Origin of the sequence: Streptomyces sp. NPDC035033 (assembly GCF_040636735.1) — a bacterium.
Taxonomy (GTDB): Bacteria; Actinomycetota; Actinomycetes; order Streptomycetales; family Streptomycetaceae; genus Streptomyces.
The window spans coordinates 45,642-62,673 of sequence record NZ_JBEZUZ010000009.1; the positions used below are offsets into that span (position 1 = coordinate 45,642).

General features: G+C 75.3%; 17 protein-coding genes. 12 read left to right on the forward strand and 5 right to left on the reverse strand.

Translation table 11 applies throughout. The annotated features are described in order from the left end of the window. Positions 1 to 152: 152 nt before the first annotated feature. Positions 153 to 890: a TetR family transcriptional regulator gene (locus AB0E83_RS06315; RefSeq protein ID WP_362106705.1), complete on the reverse strand. Its 738-nt coding sequence runs from the start codon at positions 888 to 890 to the stop codon at positions 153 to 155. A 67-nt stretch (positions 891 to 957) separates the two neighbouring features. On the opposite strand from AB0E83_RS06315, the gene AB0E83_RS06320 reads away from it, so the two are divergent. Further along, positions 958 to 2,403 carry a cytosine permease gene (locus AB0E83_RS06320; RefSeq protein ID WP_362106708.1) on the forward strand — a complete coding sequence of 482 codons (1,446 nt, stop codon included), beginning with the start codon at positions 958 to 960 and terminating at the stop codon, positions 2,401 to 2,403. 61 nt (positions 2,404 to 2,464) lie between these two features. On the opposite strand, the gene AB0E83_RS06325 is transcribed toward AB0E83_RS06320, so the two are convergent. Together AB0E83_RS06325 and AB0E83_RS06330 are read right to left on the reverse strand one after the other, a co-directional pair. After that, positions 2,465 to 3,157 carry a gamma-glutamyl-gamma-aminobutyrate hydrolase family protein gene (locus tag AB0E83_RS06325; RefSeq protein ID WP_362106711.1) on the reverse strand — a complete coding sequence of 231 codons (693 nt, stop codon included), beginning with the start codon at positions 3,155 to 3,157 and terminating at the stop codon, positions 2,465 to 2,467. Between the two features lie 88 nt (positions 3,158 to 3,245). After that, positions 3,246 to 3,980: an FCD domain-containing protein gene (locus tag AB0E83_RS06330; RefSeq protein ID WP_362106883.1), complete on the reverse strand. Its 735-nt coding sequence runs from the start codon at positions 3,978 to 3,980 to the stop codon at positions 3,246 to 3,248. A gap of 95 nt (positions 3,981 to 4,075) precedes the next feature. Between AB0E83_RS06330 and AB0E83_RS06335 the strand changes: the two genes are divergently transcribed. The 3 genes from AB0E83_RS06335 to AB0E83_RS06345 are packed head-to-tail and all read left to right on the forward strand — an operon-like array spanning position 4,076 to position 7,615. Next, positions 4,076 to 5,440, forward strand: a complete 1,365-nt coding sequence (locus AB0E83_RS06335; protein ID WP_362106714.1) for a glutamine synthetase family protein — start codon at positions 4,076 to 4,078, stop codon at positions 5,438 to 5,440. Positions 5,441 to 5,462: 22 nt separating this feature from the next. After that, positions 5,463 to 6,827, forward strand: coding sequence for an aldehyde dehydrogenase family protein (locus AB0E83_RS06340; protein ID WP_362106717.1), 1,365 nt, complete (start codon positions 5,463 to 5,465; stop codon positions 6,825 to 6,827). Beyond that, complete coding sequence (locus AB0E83_RS06345) at positions 6,824 to 7,615, forward strand: 3-oxoacyl-ACP reductase (RefSeq protein WP_362106720.1); 792 nt, start codon at positions 6,824 to 6,826, stop codon at positions 7,613 to 7,615. Before AB0E83_RS06340 ends, AB0E83_RS06345 begins: the two co-directional genes overlap by 4 nt. 3 nt (positions 7,616 to 7,618) lie before the next feature. Here AB0E83_RS06345 and AB0E83_RS06350 read toward each other — a convergent pair whose 3' ends face one another. After that, a complete protein-coding gene (locus tag AB0E83_RS06350; RefSeq protein ID WP_362106723.1) occupies positions 7,619 to 8,821 on the reverse strand; it encodes an amino acid deaminase/aldolase in 1,203 nt (400 codons plus the stop codon). A gap of 820 nt (positions 8,822 to 9,641) precedes the next feature. Between AB0E83_RS06350 and AB0E83_RS06355 the strand changes: the two genes are divergently transcribed. The 3 genes from AB0E83_RS06355 to AB0E83_RS06365 all read left to right on the forward strand — a co-directional run bounded on the left by AB0E83_RS06355 (position 9,642) and on the right by AB0E83_RS06365 (position 12,557). Then, positions 9,642 to 10,538, forward strand: a complete 897-nt coding sequence (locus AB0E83_RS06355; protein WP_362106726.1) for a hypothetical protein — start codon at positions 9,642 to 9,644, stop codon at positions 10,536 to 10,538. 74 nt (positions 10,539 to 10,612) lie between these two features. After that, complete coding sequence (mycP, locus tag AB0E83_RS06360) at positions 10,613 to 11,749, forward strand: type VII secretion-associated serine protease mycosin (protein ID WP_362106886.1); 1,137 nt, start codon at positions 10,613 to 10,615, stop codon at positions 11,747 to 11,749. 46 nt (positions 11,750 to 11,795) lie between these two features. Further along, positions 11,796 to 12,557 (forward strand): SseB family protein, encoded by a 762-nt coding sequence (locus AB0E83_RS06365; protein WP_362106729.1) that lies wholly within the window; start codon positions 11,796 to 11,798, stop codon positions 12,555 to 12,557. Here the strand turns inward: AB0E83_RS06365 and AB0E83_RS06370 are convergent. Further along, entirely contained in the window at positions 12,554 to 12,943 is a 390-nt protein-coding gene (locus tag AB0E83_RS06370) for a DUF1844 domain-containing protein (protein WP_362106732.1), read from the reverse strand. The two genes, AB0E83_RS06365 and AB0E83_RS06370, sit on opposite strands and share 4 nt — an antisense overlap. 324 nt (positions 12,944 to 13,267) lie before the next feature. Here AB0E83_RS06370 and infC point away from each other — a divergent pair, with 324 nt between their 5' ends. The 5 genes from infC to AB0E83_RS06395 all read left to right on the forward strand — a co-directional run bounded on the left by infC (position 13,268) and on the right by AB0E83_RS06395 (position 16,991). Beyond that, complete coding sequence (gene infC / locus AB0E83_RS06375) at positions 13,268 to 13,951, forward strand: translation initiation factor IF-3 (RefSeq protein WP_362106889.1); 684 nt, start codon at positions 13,268 to 13,270, stop codon at positions 13,949 to 13,951. Between the two features lie 125 nt (positions 13,952 to 14,076). Continuing rightward, on the forward strand, positions 14,077 to 14,271 hold the full coding sequence (gene rpmI, locus AB0E83_RS06380; protein WP_030691942.1) for a 50S ribosomal protein L35: 195 nt from the start codon (positions 14,077 to 14,079) through the stop codon (positions 14,269 to 14,271). Positions 14,272 to 14,377: 106 nt separating this feature from the next. After that, the gene (rplT, locus tag AB0E83_RS06385; protein WP_030493496.1) at positions 14,378 to 14,764 is read left to right on the forward strand and encodes a 50S ribosomal protein L20; all 387 of its coding nucleotides are present in this window, start codon (positions 14,378 to 14,380) and stop codon (positions 14,762 to 14,764) included. 119 nt (positions 14,765 to 14,883) lie between these two features. Next, positions 14,884 to 15,723 (forward strand): RNA methyltransferase, encoded by an 840-nt coding sequence (locus tag AB0E83_RS06390; protein WP_362106736.1) that lies wholly within the window; start codon positions 14,884 to 14,886, stop codon positions 15,721 to 15,723. A gap of 134 nt (positions 15,724 to 15,857) precedes the next feature. Next, positions 15,858 to 16,991: an ATP-binding protein gene (locus AB0E83_RS06395; RefSeq protein ID WP_362106739.1), complete on the forward strand. Its 1,134-nt coding sequence runs from the start codon at positions 15,858 to 15,860 to the stop codon at positions 16,989 to 16,991. The last annotated feature ends 41 nt before the right edge of the window (positions 16,992 to 17,032 follow it).

Genomic DNA, 17,032 nt, shown 5'->3' on the forward strand with positions numbered 1-17,032 from the left:
CCGGGCGCCGGTGGCCGGGGGTCCGTCGGACGCCGGTGACCCGCGGGACGTCCGTCGGGCGCCGGCGCCGGGACGTCCGTCGGGCGCCGGCGGCGGGCGTTCGTCAGGCGCCGGTGGCGGGGCGGTCGTCAGGCGTCGGCGGCGGGGATCCGTCAGGCGTCGGCGGCCGGGGCGGTCGCGACGGCCGCGGCCGCCGCGCGGGGGACCGCCGCCTCCGCCGCCTCCGTCGGGGAGAAGGCGAGGGGCAGGGTGCCGGTGGCGCCGGGGGCGTCGAGGGCGCCGTACGGGAGGTCGAGGACGCGCTCCGCCGTGGTGAGGGCCATCCGGGTGACGGCCGCGGGGCGGTCGGAGCGGTCGGTGTTGGCGTGGGAGCCGAGGCCGTCGAGGACGACCAGCACCTGGATGGCGGCGGCCCGGGGGTCGTCGGTGCGGAACTCGCCGCGGGCGACGCCGTCCCGGATCAGCTCCTCCAGCCGGTCGTCGGAGGCGAGCTCCATCCGCCGGACGACGGCCCCGAGGACGGGCCGGTAGCGGCTCAGGTGCCGGGCGTTGATCCACAGCCGGCTGATGTCGTCGTAGGCCTCGCCGGAGGAGAGCGCGAAGTAGCGGGCCAGGTACTGCGCCGGGGTGCCGTCCGGGCGTTCGGCGGGCAGCAGGGCGTCGAGCTCGCCGAGGGCCGCGGCCGAGAACGCCTCGGCCACCAGGTCCTCCGCCGAGGGGAAGTAGTGGCTGATCAGCCCCGGCCGGACCGCCAGTTCCTCGGCCACCCGCCGCAGGGTGACGCACTCCAGTCCCTCGGTGAGGGCGACCCGGGCGGCGGTCGCCACGATCTCCGCCCGCCGGGCCTCGGGTGATTTACGGATTCGCTTGCGCTGGACGCTTGACGACATACCGGGGATGCTATTGAGTGTGCGACCAATAAGCAACCAGGTGGGCAATCACGCACCGGAGGGCCGCATGGCTTCCACGATCCCCGACCCGCGCCCCGGGACAGAGCGCGAGCGGGCACCCCTGCCGGCCGGCGACCGGCCCGGCCGCATCGAGGCCCACGGCATCGACCACATCCCCGACAGCGAGCGCCACGGCCGCCCCCGCGAGCTCTTCTCCGTCTGGGCGGCGGCGAACGTCAACTACCTCAGCCTGGTCATCGGCGGCGCCCTGGTGCTCATGGGCCTCACGCTCGGGCAGGCGATCGGCGTGATCGTCGTCGGCAACCTCTTCTGGGTCCTCACCGGCGTCCTCGCCACCTCGGGCCCGGCCGCGGGCGCGCCCAGCGAGGTCGTCACCCGCACCCTCTACGGCGTCCTCGGCAACCGCGTGAACAACGCGGTCGGCGGCTGGCTGGTCTCCGTCTGCTACTTCGCCCTCAACCTGGCCGCCGCCGCGACCGCCGCCTTCGCGCTCGTCGAGAAGACCGGCGTCCCGGTGAACACCCCCGTGCGGATCGCGGTCGTCGTGGTCATCGCCGCCCTCACGCTGGCGATCAGCGTCTACGGACACGCCCTGATCGTCGCGCTGTACCTGCCGATCACGCTGGCCCTGAGCGGGGCGTTCGCCGTCGTCGCCCTCGCCGTGTTCCGGCACGCCGACTTCTCCTACACCCCCGCCGAGCCGCTCTCCGGCGCCGCCCTGTGGGCCGTGCTCCTGGCGGGCACCACGATGATCGCCTCGGGTCCGCTCTCGTACACGACGAGCGCCGACTTCTCCCGCTACCTGCCCCGCACCAGCTCCCCGCGCGCCATCGCCCTGTGGACGGCGCTCGGCGCCTTCGTCCCGAGCGTGGTGGTCTGCTCGCTCGGCGCCCTCGCGGCCACCGCCGTCGACATGACGGACCCCCAGACCGCGCTCCAGGCGATCCTGCCGGGCTGGTTCGTGCCGGTCTTCCTGCTCGCGCTGGTCCTCGGCACCATCGCCATCAACGCCCTCACCGCCTACAGCGCCGGCCTCGCCCTCCAGGCCGTCGGCCTGCGCGTCCGCCGCACGGTCAGCGTCCTCCTCGACGGCGCCGTCGCCGTCGCCCTCACCCTCTACGGCCTGCTGGCCTCCAACCTCCTGGACACCGTCAGCAACGCCCTCCAGGCGATCACGGTCCTCACCGCCCCGCTGATGTGCGTCTACGCCACGGACATCGTGCTGCGCCGCAACCGCTACGACGTCGCCGCGCTCTCCGACGAGACCCCCGGCAGCCCCTTCTGGTACACCGGCGGCGTCAACCCGGCCGGCGCGGTCGCCCTGCTCGGCGGCGTCGCCGCCGGCGCCCTGTGCGTCGACAGCGTCTACACCGGCCCGGTCGCCACCGCCGTCGGCATGGACCTCTCGCTGCCCGTCGGCATGGCCGTCGCCACCCTCCTCTACGCGGTCCTCGGCCGCCGGACGGTCGCCGCCACCCTCCCCGCCGCCTGAGCGCGGCCCCCGAACCGCGGGGCGGCCGGACCGCCCACCCCGGCCGCCCCGCGCCCCCCGCTCACCGCCGTACGGCCGCCGCCACCAGGCCGCGCGCCAGCCGCGGGTCCTCGCCCATCTCCGGGTGCCACTGCACCCCGAGGACCCAGGCCGGCCCCGCCAGCTCCACCGCCTCCACGGTGCCGTCCTCCGCGTGCGCCGACGCCACGAGCCCCGCGCCGAGCCGGTCCACCGCCTGGTGGTGATAGGCCGGCACCTCGGCGAGCTCGGGGACCAGGGAGGCGTAGAGCGTCCCCGGCACCGGCTTCACCGGATGCCGCCCCATCACCCCCACCGCCCCCATGTGCCCCTCCAGATGCTGCGTCAGCGTCCCGCCCAGCGCCACGTTGAGCAGCTGCATCCCCCGGCAGACGCCGAGCAGCGGCGTGCCGGAGGCGAGCGCCGCCTCGATCAGCGCCAGCTCCCAGGCGTCCCGCTCCCGCGCCGGCGGACCGGTCCGCGGATCGGGCTCGGCCCCGTACCGCGCGGGCTCCACGTCCGCCCCGCCCGCCACCACCAGGCCGTCCAGCCGGGCCACCACCGCGGCCGCCGCGGCCGGCTCGTCCGGCGGCAGCATCGCCACGAGCCCGCCGCCCTCCCGCACGTACCGGGGGTACCGCTCGGGCAGCAGCGCCGCCGGCAGGTCCCACACCCCCCAGCGCGCCCGGTCGAGATAGGTCGTCACGCCGATGAGCGGCTTGGCCGGCTGGGTCACGGGACTGCCTCCTGGGGTACGCGGGACGTGCGCCGACTGTAGAACGCGCGGAGCGCCGCCGGGGCCCAATGGACCCGCGACATACCTTTCAGGCCAGGAAGCCGCGCAGCAGCGCCGCCGTCCCCGCACAGTGCTCCCGCATCACCTCGCGCGCCGCGTCCGCGTCCCCCTCCAGGACCGCCTCCACCAGCGCGGCGTGCTGGCGCTGCGAGTGCTCCAGGTTGCGGACCAGCAGGGGGATGCAGTCCAGCAGGTCGTTGACGGTCGCGCGGACCGCCGCGTACTGGCCCGTCAGGCTGGGGGAGCCGGAGAGCTCGGCCAGCGTGAGGTGGAGCAGCGTGTCCTGGCGCCGGTAGTCGGACAGCGGCGCGTCACGGGTGGCCGCCAGCGCCGCCCGCAGCCGCTCCGCGCCCGCCGCGTCCAGGCCGTGCGCGGCGCACAGCCCGGCGGCGCCCGCCTCCAGGACCTCCCGGAAGCGCAGCGTGTCCTCCATGTCGACGGCGGCGATCCGGCGGCGCAGCTCCGCCTCGTCGGCCCCCTGCGGGCGGGGCAGCACGAACGTGCCGCCGTACCGGCCGCGCCGGCTCTCCACCAGGCCCTGCTCCTGGAGCACCTTCAGGACCTCACGCAGCGTCACCCGGCTGATCCCCATCCGCTCGGCCAGCTCCCGCTCGGCGGGCAGCCGTTCGCCCGCCGGGACCAGGCCGAGCCGGACCACCTGGAGGACCTGCTCCAGGGCCTCCTCGAAGCCGTTCCCGGCCCGCACCGGCCGCAGCACCGGCGCCAGCCGGTCGGCCGGACCGGCCGGTTCACTCGTACGGATCACCTTCGCGCCGCCCCTTCCCCGCACACTTCCCAAGCAATGGTTCTTCCCCATACCTTATGACTCCCGGCAGGCCGAACGAGGAGAGTCGTCCCGTGGCAGACCGCACACCCCCGCTGACCGTCGAGGAACTGCGCTCCCTCGTCACGGCCGGCGAGATCGACACCGTCGTCCTGGCCTTCCCGGACATGCAGGGCCGGCTCCAGGGCAAGCGGTTCGCCGCCCCCTTCTTCCTCGACGAGGTCCTCGCCCACGGCACCGAGGGCTGCAACTACCTCCTCGCCGTCGACACCGAGATGAACACCGTCGACGGCTACGCGATGTCCTCCTGGGAGCGCGGCTACGGCGACTTCGCCATGCGCCCCGACCTCGCCACCCTGCGCCGCACCCCCTGGAACGAGGCCACCGCCCTGGCCCTCGCCGACCTGGCCTGGGCCGACGGCGGCCCCGTCGTCGCCGCGCCCCGGCAGATCCTCCGCCACCAGCTCGACCGCCTCGCCGCCCACGGCCTCACCGCCCACGTCGGCACCGAGCTGGAGTTCATCGTCTTCAAGGACACCTACGAACAGGCCTGGGACGCCGGCTACCGGGGCCTCACCCCGGCCAACCGGTACAACGTCGACTACTCGATCCTCGGCGGCGGCCGCGTCGAACCCCTGCTGCGCCGCATCCGCAACGAGATGGCCGCCGCCGGCCTCACCGTCGAGTCCGCCAAGGGCGAGTGCAACCCCGGCCAGCACGAGATCGCCTTCCGCTACGACGAGGCCCTGGTCACCTGCGACCAGCACGCCGTCTACAAGACCGGCGCCAAGGAGATCGCCTCCCAGGAGGGCTGCTCCCTCACCTTCATGGCCAAGTACGACGAGCGCGAGGGCAACTCCTGCCACATCCACCTCTCCCTCCAGGACGGGACCGGGACCAACGTGATGGCCGGCGACGACCCGCACGGCATGTCGCCGGTCATGCGCCGCTTCCTCGCCGGACAGCTCGCCGCCCTCCGCGACCTCACCCTCCTCCTCGCCCCCGCCGTCAACTCCTACAAGCGCTTCCAGCCCGGCTCCTTCGCCCCCACCGCCGTCGCCTGGGGCCACGACAACCGCACCTGCGCCTTCCGCGTCGTCGGCCACGGCCCCTCCACCCGCTTCGAGAACCGCGTCCCCGGCGGCGACGCCAACCCCTACCTCGCCGTCGCCGCGATGATCGCCGCCGGCCTCCACGGCATCGAGCGGGACCTCGAACTCCCGCCCCCCTGCACCGGCAACGCCTACACCGCCGACCACGCCCACGTCCCCACCACCCTGCGCGAGGCCGCCGAACTCTGGGAGACCAGCGAGATCGCCAAGGAGGCCTTCGGCGCCGAGGTCGTCGCCCACTACCACAACATGGCCCGCGTCGAACTGGCCGCCTTCGACGCGGCCGTCACCGACTGGGAACTGCGCCGCTCCTTCGAACGCCTCTGAAACCCCCCGAGAGGAACGGAAGTTGCTCCAGGTACTGAACCCGGCGACCGAGGAACTCGTCGCCACCGTCCCCGCCGCCACCGCCGCCGACGTGGACGCGGCCGTCACCCGGGCCGCCGCCGCGCAGCGCGGCTGGGCCGCCGCGGCCCCCGCCGACCGCGCCCGGCTGCTCCGCCGCTTCGCCTCCGTCGTCGACGCCCACACCGAGGAACTGGCCCTCCTGGAGGTCCGCGAGGCCGGCCACACGATCGGCAACGCCCGCTGGGAGGCGGGCAACGTCCGTGACCTCCTCGACTACGCGGCCGGCGGGGTCGAGCGCCTCAACGGGCGCCAGATCCCCGTCCCCGGCGGCCTCGACCTCACGATCCTCGAACCCCTCGGGACCGTCGGCGTCATCGCCCCCTGGAACTTCCCCCTGCCCATCGCCGCCTGGGCCACCGCCCCCGCCCTCGCCGCGGGCAACGCCGTCGTCCTCAAACCGGCCGAGACCACCCCCCTCACCGCGCTCCGCCTCGCCGAACTCGCCCTGGAGGCCGGCCTCCCCGAGCACCTCTTCCAGGTCCTCCCCGGCGAGGGCCCCGTCGCCGGCGACGCCCTCGTCACCCACCCCGGCATCGCCAAGATCGTCTTCACCGGCTCCACCCGCACCGGCAGGCGGATCATGGCCAGGGCCGCCGACCGGGTGAAGCGGCTCACCCTCGAACTCGGCGGCAAGAGCCCCAACATCGTCTTCGCCGACGCCGACCTGGAGGCCGCCGCGGCCGCCGCCCCCCTGGCCTTCCTCGACAACAGCGGCCAGGACTGCTGCGCCCGCACCCGGATCCTCGTGCAGCGGAGCGCGTACGACCGCTTCCTGGAGCTGCTCGCCCCCGCGATCGAGGAGATCACCGTCGGCGACCCGATGGACGAACGCACGCGGATGGGGCCGCTGATCTCCCGCGCCCAGCTCGACCGGGTCCGCTCCTACGTCCCCGAGGACGCGGAGGCCATCCGCGGCAAGGCCCCCGAGGGCCCCGGCTTCTGGTACCCGCCGACCGTCCTCACCGGCGTCCCCGAGGACGCGCCCTGCGCCGTCGAGGAGGTCTTCGGCCCCGTCGCCGTCGTCCTCCCCTTCGAGGACGAGGCCGACGCGATCCGGCTCGCCAACGCCACCGAGTACGGCCTGTCCGGCTCGATCTGGACCCGCGACGTCGGCCGCGCCCTGCGCGCCGCGCGCGCCGTCCGGGCCGGCAACCTCTCCGTCAACTCCCACTCCAGCGTCCGCTACTGGACCCCCTTCGGCGGCTTCGGCCAGTCCGGCCTCGGCCGCGAACTCGGCCCCGACGCCCTGACCGCCTTCACCGAGACCAAGAACGTCTTCATCAGCACGGAGGGCCCCGCACTGTGACCACGCGCACCGAAGAGATCATCTGCCGCCGGCTCGTCGGCCGCACCGCCGTCATCACCGGCGCCGGCAGCGGCATCGGCCTCGCCACCGCCCGCCGCCTCGCCTCCGAGGGGGCGAACGTCGTCTGCGGCGACATCGACGAGCGGGCCGGGAAGGCGGCGGCCGAGGCCGTCGGCGGCACCTTCGTCAAGGTCGACGTCACCGACCCCGAGGAGGTCGAGGCGCTCTTCCGCACCGCCTTCGAGACCTACGGCTCCGTCGACGTCGCCTTCAACAACGCGGGCATCTCCCCGCCCGACGACGACTCCATCCTGGAGACCGGCCTGGAGGCGTGGAAGCGCGTCCAGGACGTCAACCTCACCTCCGTCTACCTCTGCTGCAAGGCCGCCCTCCCGTACATGCGCCGCCAGGGCAAGGGCTCCATCATCAACACGGCCTCGTTCGTGGCGGTCATGGGCGCGGCCACCAGCCAGATCTCGTACACCGCCTCCAAGGGCGGCGTCCTCGCCATGTCCCGCGAGCTCGGCGTCCAGTTCGCCCGCGAGGGCATCCGCGTCAACGCCCTCTGCCCCGGCCCCGTCAACACCCCGCTCCTCCAGGAGCTGTTCGCCAAGGACCCCGAGCGGGCCGCCCGCCGGCTCGTCCACATCCCGGTGGGCCGCTTCGCCGAGGCGGACGAGATCGCCGCCGCCGTCGCCTTCCTCGCCAGCGACGACTCCTCGTTCGTCAACGCCAGCGACTTCCTGGTCGACGGCGGCATCTCGGGCGCCTACGTCACCCCGCTGTAGCGGTCAGAGGAAGGTCCGGCCCTCGCCCCGGTAGGTGGGCACCGTCTCCACCACGCGGTCGCCCGCCACCAGGTGCAGCGCCTCGAACCGCTCGCACAGCTCGCCGGCCTTCGCGTGCCGGAACCACACCTTGTCGCCGATCCGCAGGTCGTCGGCCGGCGAGCCGAGCAGCGGGGTCTGCACCTCGCCGGGCCCCTCCCGCGGGTCGTAGCGCAGCCCCTCCGGCAGGTACGGGACGGGCAGCCGGTCCCGCCCGGCCGCGCCGGACGCCGGATAGCCGCCGCCGAGCACGGTGACGACCCCGACGCCGGGCCGGCGGACCACCGGCTGCGCGAAGAGCGCCGCCGGCCGGCCGCTGAAGGACGCGTAGTCGTCGAAGAGCCGCGGCACGTAGAGCCCCGACCCGGCGGCGATCTCCGTGACCGCCGCCTCGGCCGCCGTGTGCTGCACGCTCCCGGTGCCGCCGCCGTTGACGAACTCCAGGTCCGGCGCCACCGCCCGGACGGCCGCGACCACCGCCGCCCGCCGCTCGGCCAGCTCCCGCCGCGCCACCGCCTGCATCGCCCGGACCGCCCGCGACCGCAGCGGCCGGCCGCGCACCGCGTCCCCGACCCCCGCCACGTGCCCCTCGTACGCCATCAGCCCGACCAGCCGGAACCCCGGCCGCCGGACCACCGACCGGGCCAGCTCGGCCAGCTGCGCCGGGGTCCGCAGCGGCGAGCGCAGGGCCCCGATCCGCACCCGGCCGCCCAGCAGCCGCAGCGCCGTGTCCATCTCCAGGCAGACCCGCACCTCCTCGGTGCCGCCGGCCCGGGCCGCGTCCACCAGATCGAGCTGCGCCACGTCGTCGACCGTCACGGTCACGGCGGCGGCGAGCTTCGGGTCCCGGGCGAGCTCGGCGAAACCGGCCCGGTCGGCCGACGGATAGGCGAGCAGGACGTCCTCGAACCCGGCCCGCGCCAGCCACAGCGACTCGGCGAGCGTGAACGCCATGACCCCGGCGAAGCCGTCCCGGGCCAGCACCCGTTCGAGCAGCGCCCGGCACCGCACCGACTTGCTCGCCACCCGGACCGGCTTCCCCGCGGCCCTCCGCACCAGATCGTCCGCGTTGGCGTCGAACGCCTCCAGATCGACGATCGCCAGCGGCGCGTCCAGAGCGGCGGTGGCCCGGTCGTACCGGGCCCGGTCGGCGGCACGGGGAGTCATGGCCCGAGCTTGCCAGACCGTCAGGGGGGTGGGTACCCCTGGGTTCCCGCCCGGCGGGGAACAGCCCGTAGAGTGACGGGCATTGTCGGCAGGAGCAGGGGACGGGATGAGCAGCGAGCAGAACCCCCGCACGTCCCGCGTCACCGAGACCCTCCCCCCTCCCTCCTCCCCGCGCCTCCCGGAGGCCCCGAACCCGGCCCCCGCCCCCCAGGCCCCTGCGAACCCGGCACCCGCGGCCCAGGCCCCCGCGAAGCCGAGGACCGCGCACCCGGCGCCCGCGAAGCCGACGGCCGCCGGAAGCCCCCCGCCTCCCACGAGCGCCCTCTCCTCCCTCACCACCGACCTCACCCCGCCCCCCGCCGCCCCGCGCCCGCCGTCCGGTACGCCCCCGCTCCCGCCGGCCCGCCCCTCACAGCCCCCCACCGCCGCACCGCCGGCCTCCGGCACGGCCCCCCTCCCGCCGGCCCGCGCCCCACAGCCCCCCGCTGCCGCGCCGTCGTCCGCCACGGCCCCGCTCCCGCCGGCCCACGCCCCGCGGCCCCCCGCTGCCGCCCCCGCCGTGCCGCCGGAGTCCGCCGCCCCCCGCCCGCCTGCCGGTACGGCCCCGCCCTCGCCGGTCCGCGCTCCGCGGCGCCCGGCCACCGCGCCGTCGGCGTCCGCCGCCCCCCGCCCGTCCTCCGGTGCGGCTCCCCTCCCGCCGGCCCGCGCCCCGCAGCCCCCCGCTGCCGCTCCGGCCGCCCCGTCGGCGCCCACCGCCCCGCGCCCGTCGTCCGGCACTGCCCCGCTGCCGCCCGCCCGGGTCCCGCAGGGGGCGCCCGGCGTGCCGCGCCGGCCGGTCGGCGTGCCGCCCGCGGCCGCTCCGGTGGAGACGACCACGCGGCTGCGGCCCGTGCGGGTGCCGGCGTACGGGGGAGCCGAGACGCCGGTGGAGACGACCACGCGGCTGCGGCCGATACGGGAGCGGCGGCGAGGGAGGTCGCTCGCCGTCGGCGCCTGCGTCGTGCTCGGGCTCGGACTCATCGGCGGGGCCCTCGCCGGGGTGTGGCTCGCCGCCTCCGGGGGCGGGAAGCCCGCCGAGCCGGCCGGGTACGCCGCGGCCAAGGAGCTGTGGCACAACGCGCCCGTCGACACCCTCTTCCCCCGCACCCTCACCGCCCCCCAGGCGGGACCCGGCCCCTCCGCCCGCACCTGGACCCGGGTGGTCGTCGCCCCGGACGCGCCCTGCGCCGCCGGCTCCCTCGCCCCCCGGCTCCTCACCACCCTGCGGCCCCTCGGCTGCGAGCGCGTGCTGCGCGCCACGTACACCGACGCCACCGCCAGCAGCGTCCTCACCGTCGGCCTCGTCTTCACCCGCGCCGACGTCCCCGCCCAGCGCGCCCTGGACGGCCGGAAGCTCGCCGCCCGCCTCGGCCAGGACGTGCCGCCCGCGCTGTCCGGGGCCGGCACCGTCGCCGCCGGGTTCGGCCCGGCCCAGCGGGCCGGCTGGTGGGTGACCGCCCCCGCCGACCTGCCCGTCGTCGTCACCGCCGTCTCCGGCTTCGCCGACGGCCGCGCCGTCGACCGCCCGGTCCGCGCCGACCAGGCGATGACGAAGGGCCGCACCGACGCCGTCGCCCAGTCCGGCCTGGGCCACGAGGCCCTCGGCATCGCCGAGCGGCTGGAGAAGCAGCTCCGCACCACCGCCCGGAACGCGGCGAAGGAAGAGGCACAGCGGTGACCCGGCCCCGTACCCGCGCACACCCCCGCGTCCCCGCCCGCGCCCGCGTCCGCGCGGCGGTCACCGCGCCCGCCGTGCTCCTCGCCGCCGCCTTCTCCGTGCTGCCCGCCGCCGCGCCCGCCCACGCCGACGCCATCCGCGACCGCCAGTGGGGCCTCGACACCCTCCGGACCGCCGAGGCGTGGCGCACCACCAAGGGCGAGGGCGTCACCGTCGCCGTCCTCGACACCGGCGTGGACGCGACCCACCCCGACCTGACCGGCTCCGTCCTGCCGGGCAAGGACTTCATCGGCTTCGGCGCCGCCCAGGGCGACCCCGCCTGGGCCCGGCACGGCACCGCGATGGCCGGGATCATCGCCGGGCACGGCCACGGCTGGGCCGACGACAGCGGCGTCCTCGGCATCGCCCCCGGCGCCCGGATCCTCCCCGTCCGGGTCATCCTCGAAGGCAAGGACAAGGCCCGCGACCGGGCCCGCAAGACCCGGGGCACCGCCCTCGCCCAGGGCATCCGCTGGGCCGCCGACCACGGCGCCGACGTCATCAACCTCTCCCTCGGCGACGACTCGAAGTCCGCCCACCCCGACCCCGGCGAGGACGCCGCCGTCCAGTACGCCCTCGCCAAGGGCGTCTCCGTCGTCGCCTCCGCCGGCAACGGCGGCGAGAAGGGCGACCACGTCTCCTACCCGGCCGCCTACCCCGGCGTCATCGCCGTCGCCGCCGTCGACCGCTACGGCACCCGCGCCTCCTTCTCCACCCGCCGCTGGTACGCCACGGTCAGCGCCCCCGGCGTCGACATCGTCATCGCCGACCCCGACCGCAAGTACTACGAGGGCTGGGGCACCAGCGCCGCCGCCGCGTTCGTCTCCGGCGCCGTCGCCCTCGTCCGCTCCGCCCACCCCGACCTGACCCCCGCCCAGATCAAGCGGCTCCTCGTCGACACCGCCCGCGACCGGCCCGAGGGCGGCCGCAGCGACGCCAAGGGCTACGGCACGGTCGACCCGGCCGCCGCCATCGAGGCCGGCGCCGCGCTGAAGGGCGGCGACCCGAAGGACGCCACCGCCGGCCACCGCGGCCAGTACTTCGGCCCCGGCCCCCTCCCGGCCCCCGAGGAGAGCGGCGCCCCGGGGCTGCTCGCCCCCCTCGCCGGCGGCCTCGGCGCCCTCCTCCTGCTGACCGCCGTCGTCCTCCACCGGGCCGGCCGCACCCGCTGACGGCCCGGCGGCCGGGGCCCCGCCCCCGGCCGGTTAGGCTCGGGGCGTGGAGCTCAAGAACATCCCGGACCCCGGTTTCTCCGACGACGACGGCACCGCCGACCCGGCGCTCGCCGCGGCCCTCGCGGCCTGGGCGGAGGACCGCACCGCGCACGGCCCCGTCCTGGAGGCGCTGCGCGGCGCCCGGCTCCTCGTCCCCGTCGTCGCCGTGCTCGGCGAGGTGGAGACCGACCCGGAGACCGGGCTGAAGCGGGAGAAGACCAGCGACATGGCGGTGCCGACGCTGACCGCCGGCGACCGGCGCGGTCTGCCGGCCTTCACCTCGATCGCCTCGCTCGCCCTCTGGGACCCGGCCGCCCGGCCCGTCGCGGTGCCGCTCCGGCAGGCGCTCGCCGCCCTCGTCCACGAGAAGGCCGACACCCTCGTCCTCGACATGGCCGGCCCGGTGCCCTACCAGGTCAGCGGCTCCGCCCTGCTCGCCCTCGCCGAGGGCCGCACCAGCACCGACCCGCTCGACGACCCGGCGGTGCGGGACGCGGTCCGCGCGGCGGTCGCCGCCGAGCCCGCCGTCCTCCGCGCCCACCTCGGCCCCGGCACCGCCGACGGCACCCTCGCCCTCGTCCTCGCCGAGGACGCCGCCCCGGCCGGGACCGCCCAGCGCGTGGCCCGTGCCCTGGCCGCCGACGAAACGCTGAGGGCCCGCCTGGTGCGGGGCCTCGACCTGGCGCTCCTGCCGGCCGCGGCCACCCCTCCGGGCGAGCCCTTCTACGTACGGGACCGAAACTCCGCGGACTACCTGCCGGACTAGCCGTACACCGCCCCCGTGTACTTCTCGCCGGGGCCCTGGCCCGGCTCGTCCGGGACGAAGGAGGCCTCGCGGAAGGCGAGCTGGAGGGACTTCAGGCCGTCCCGCAGCGGGGCCGCGTGGAAGGACGAGATCTCCGTCGTGCTCGCGTCGAGCAGACCCGCGAGGGCGTGGATCAGCTTGCGGGCCTCGTCGAGGTCCTTGTGCTCGTCGCCCTCCTCGGTGAGGCCGAGCTTGACCGCGGCGGCGCTCATCAGGTTGACGGCGACGGTCACGATCACCTCGACCGCCGGCACCTCCGCGATGTCGCGGGCCATGGCCTCGAAGTCGGGGTTCTCGCCGGAGGCGTCGGCGGCGGTCGGGGACTCGTTCTGGGGGGTCTCGCTCATGCCCCACACGATAAGCGCGCGCACGGTTCGCGCCGACCGCCGGGTCCTGCTAACCTTGTGTAATGACCGGCCGGACACCTGTGTGCCCGGCCCACAAGTGGAGGCTCCGATCTCCCACCTGGCCGCCCTCGCGGGCGGCGGGTCACCGGTCAGGCGGCGCCCATCGTTCCGTACGGACGATGGAAGCCGCCCGATGTGCGCCCCGCGGTAGACCGTGGTGGTGCTCCGGTTCAGTCCTTGGAGCCCCGCCTGTGTCCCGTCGGGGCATTTTTCGTGCGCCCGCTCGGTTGGTCCCATGAAGTTGAAGTGACGTGTCCGTCCGCCATGGCGGTCGCGTGGTGCTACCGAGGAGGATCCATCAGCGCCGAGCCCCGCATCAACGAGCGGATTCGCGTTCCCGAGGTGCGTCTTGTCGGCCCCAGCGGCGAGCAGGTGGGCATCGTCCCCCTTGCCAAGGCCCTGGAGCTCGCGCAGGAGTACGACCTCGATCTGGTCGAGGTCGCGGCGAACGCCCGTCCGCCCGTGTGCAAGCTCATGGACTACGGGAAGTTCAAGTACGAGTCGGCCATGAAGGCCCGTGAGGCGCGCAAGAACCAGGCGCACACGGTCATCAAGGAGATGAAGCTCCGGCCGAAGATCGACCCGCACGACTACGACACCAAGAAGGGCCACGTCGTCCGCTTCCTCAAGCAGGGCGACAAGGTCAAGATCACGATCATGTTCCGTGGTCGTGAGCAGTCCCGGCCCGAGCTCGGTTACCGCCTGCTGCAGCGCCTCGCCGAGGACGTCCAGGAGCTGGGCTTCATCGAGTCCAACCCGAAGCAGGACGGCCGGAACATGATCATGGTTCTCGGCCCGCACAAGAAGAAGACCGAGGCCATGGCCGAGGCGCGCGAGGCCCAGGCCGCGCGCAAGGCGGAGCGCCAGGGCACCGCGCCCGCGGCGGCTCCGGCGGCCGGTGCCGAGGAGGCTTCGGCCGACACGTCGGCCGAGAACGCCGAGCAGTGATCCGAGGGGGCTGCCCCAGCGGCAGCCCCCGGGTCCCCGCCCGGCACACCACACGAAGAATTGACGCTCCCGGTTGTCCGGTGCCCGCACCGGGGGAGCGCCACTGACGAGGAGATAACGGCGCTATGCCGAAGAACAAGACGCACTCCGGTGCCAAGAAGCGCTTCAAGGTCACCGGCTCCGGCAAGATCCTGCGCGAGCGCGCCGGCAAGCGCCACCTGCTCGAGCACAAGTCGTCCAAGCTGACGCGTCGCCTCACCGGCAACGCCGAGATGGCCCCGGGTGACACCGCCAAGATCAAGAAGATGCTGGGCATCTGAGCTTGATCTCCCGCCCTCGGCCCCCGAGGGCATCCGGCCGAGACCGGGACCCATCCGTTTTCCGGGTCGTGTGAACGCACCACGACCCCGCTACAAGGAGTAAGAAGTGGCACGCGTCAAGCGGGCAGTCAACGCCCACAAGAAGCGCCGGGCGATCCTCGAGCAGGCCTCCGGCTACCGCGGTCAGCGTTCGCGCCTGTACCGCAAGGCCAAGGAGCAGGTCACCCACTCGCTGGTCTACAACTACAACGACCGCAAGAAGCGCAAGGGCGACTTCCGTCAGCTGTGGATCCAGCGCATCAACGCCGCTGCCCGCCAGAACGGCATGACGTACAACCGCCTCATCCAGGGTCTGAAGGCCGCCAACATCGAGGTGGACCGCAAGATCCTCGCCGAGCTGGCCGTCAACGACATCAACGCGTTCGCCGCGCTGGTCGAGGTCGCGCAGAAGGCCCTCCCGGCCGACGTCAACGCCCCGAAGGCCGCCGCCTGATCCTCAGGCCGCAGTGCTTCCGACCGGACCCGCAGGCCCCGCGCCTGCGGGTCCGGCGCGTTGACCGCCCCTTCACCGCCGCAGCCGCCGTACCCGACGAGACAGAGAGCCCCAGGCACATGTCCACCCCCGAGCTGATCTCCCCGCGTTCCCCGCGCGTCGTCGCCGCCCGGCGGCTCGCCAAGCGCAACTTCCGGGGCAAGGACCGCCTCTTCCTCGCCGAGGGCCCCCAGGCCGTCCGCGAGGCCGTCGCCCACCGGGGCCCGGACGGGACCCCCACCCTCGTCGAGCTCTTCACCACCGTCGAGGCCGCCGAGCGGTACGCGCCCATCGTCGACGCGGCCCTCGCCGCCAGCGCCCGCGTCCACCACGCCTCCGACGCCGTCCTCGCCGAGGTCTCCCAGACCGTCACCCCGCAGGGGCTCGTCGGCGTCTGCCGCTTCCTCGACTCGCCCTTCGAGGCGGTCCTCGCCGCGAAGCCGAAGCTCGTCGCCGTCCTCGCCCACGTCCGCGACCCCGGGAACGCCGGCACCGTGCTCCGCTGCGCCGACGCCGCCGGCGCCGACGCGGTCGTCCTCACCGACGCCTCCGTGGACCTCTACAACCCCAAGTCGGTCCGCGCCTCCGTCGGCTCCCTCTTCCACCTCCCCGTCGCCGTCGGCGTCCCCGTCGAGCAGGCCGTCGCCGGCCTCAAGGACGCGGGCGTCCGCATCCTCGCCGCCGACGGCGCCGGCCGGGACGACCTCGACGACGAACTCGACGCCGGCACCATGGGCGGCCCCACCGCCTGGATCTTCGGCAACGAGGCCTGGGGACTGCCCGAGGAGACCCGGGCCCTCGCCGACGCCGTCGTCCGCGTCCCCATCCACGGCAAGGCCGAGAGCCTCAATCTCGCCACCGCCGCCGCGGTCTGCCTGTACGCCTCCGCCCGCGCCCAGCGCCCCCGCCGCGGCGCCTGACCGCCCCGGACGCCGGCCGCCACCGCCGCGATCCGGCCACTCGGTGTGCCCTTCCGGATCCCGCCGGTCACCTTCGCCCAGTAGAGTGACGCACTCGGACCCACTGCGGTGAGACGGAGGGGTGGGAGACGGGGATGACGGCCGGCACGGACAGTCCCGCGCGGTCCGCGCAGCGGCACGGCGGCGGGACGCACGCGCCCGAGCCGTGGCCCGGGATCGACCCCGACGACCTGCCCGACGGGCTCGTCGTCGCCGACGAGCGGGGCCGGGTGGTCTGCTTCAACGCCGCCGCCAGCCGCCTCACCGCCGTCCCCGCCGCCGAGGCGATCGGCCTGCCGCTCGACCGGGCCCTGCCCCTGGAGGACCTCAAGGGCCACCGCTGGTGGCCCCTCACCGACCCGTACGGCGGCCTCGCCACCCGGCGCGGCCAGCCCGAGCGGAACCTGCTGCTGCCCGGCGGCCGCGAGGTCCTCGTCTCCGCCCGGTACGTCCGCGAGCACCCCACCGGACCCGTCCGCCGGGTCGTCGTCTCGCTGCGCGGCACCGAGGCCCGCCGCCGCTCCGAACGCAGCCACGCCGAGCTCATCGCCACCGTCGCCCACGAGCTGCGCTCCCCGCTCACCTCCGTGAAGGGCTTCACCGCCACCCTCCTCAGCAAGTGGGAGCGGTTCACCGACGAGCAGAAGCGGCTCATGCTGGAGACCGTCGACGCCGACGCCGGCCGGATCAAACGGCTCATCGCCGAACTCCTCGACATCTCCCGCATCGACTCCGGCCGCCTGGAGGTCCGCCGCCAGCCCGTCGACATCGCCGCCGCCATCGGCCGCCACATCCAGGTGCACACCACCGGCGGCCAGGCCCCCGACCGCTTCTTCGTCCGCGTCCGCCCCGGACTGCCCGCGCTCTGGGCCGACCCCGACAAGATCGACCAGATCCTCGGCAACCTCCTGGAAAACGCGGTGCGCCACGGCGCCGGAACCGTCACCATCGAGGTGGCGCCCCGCACCGCGGGCGCCGACGGCACCGGCGAGGAGGGGACGGAGGTCACCGTGCGCGACGAGGGCCCGGGCATCCCCGAGGAGTCCATGAACCGCGTCTTCACCCGCTTCTGGCGCGGCAGCAAGCGCGGCGGCACCGGCCTCGGCCTCTACATCGTCAAGGGCCTCGTCGAGGCCCACGGCGGCACCATCACCGTCGGGCGCGGCCCGCGCGGCGGCGCCGAGTTCCGATTTACCCTGCCCGTCGGCACCCCGGCCCATCTCGTCTGACGTCTCACCCACCGAGACCCGACGGGATCGCACGTCACCGG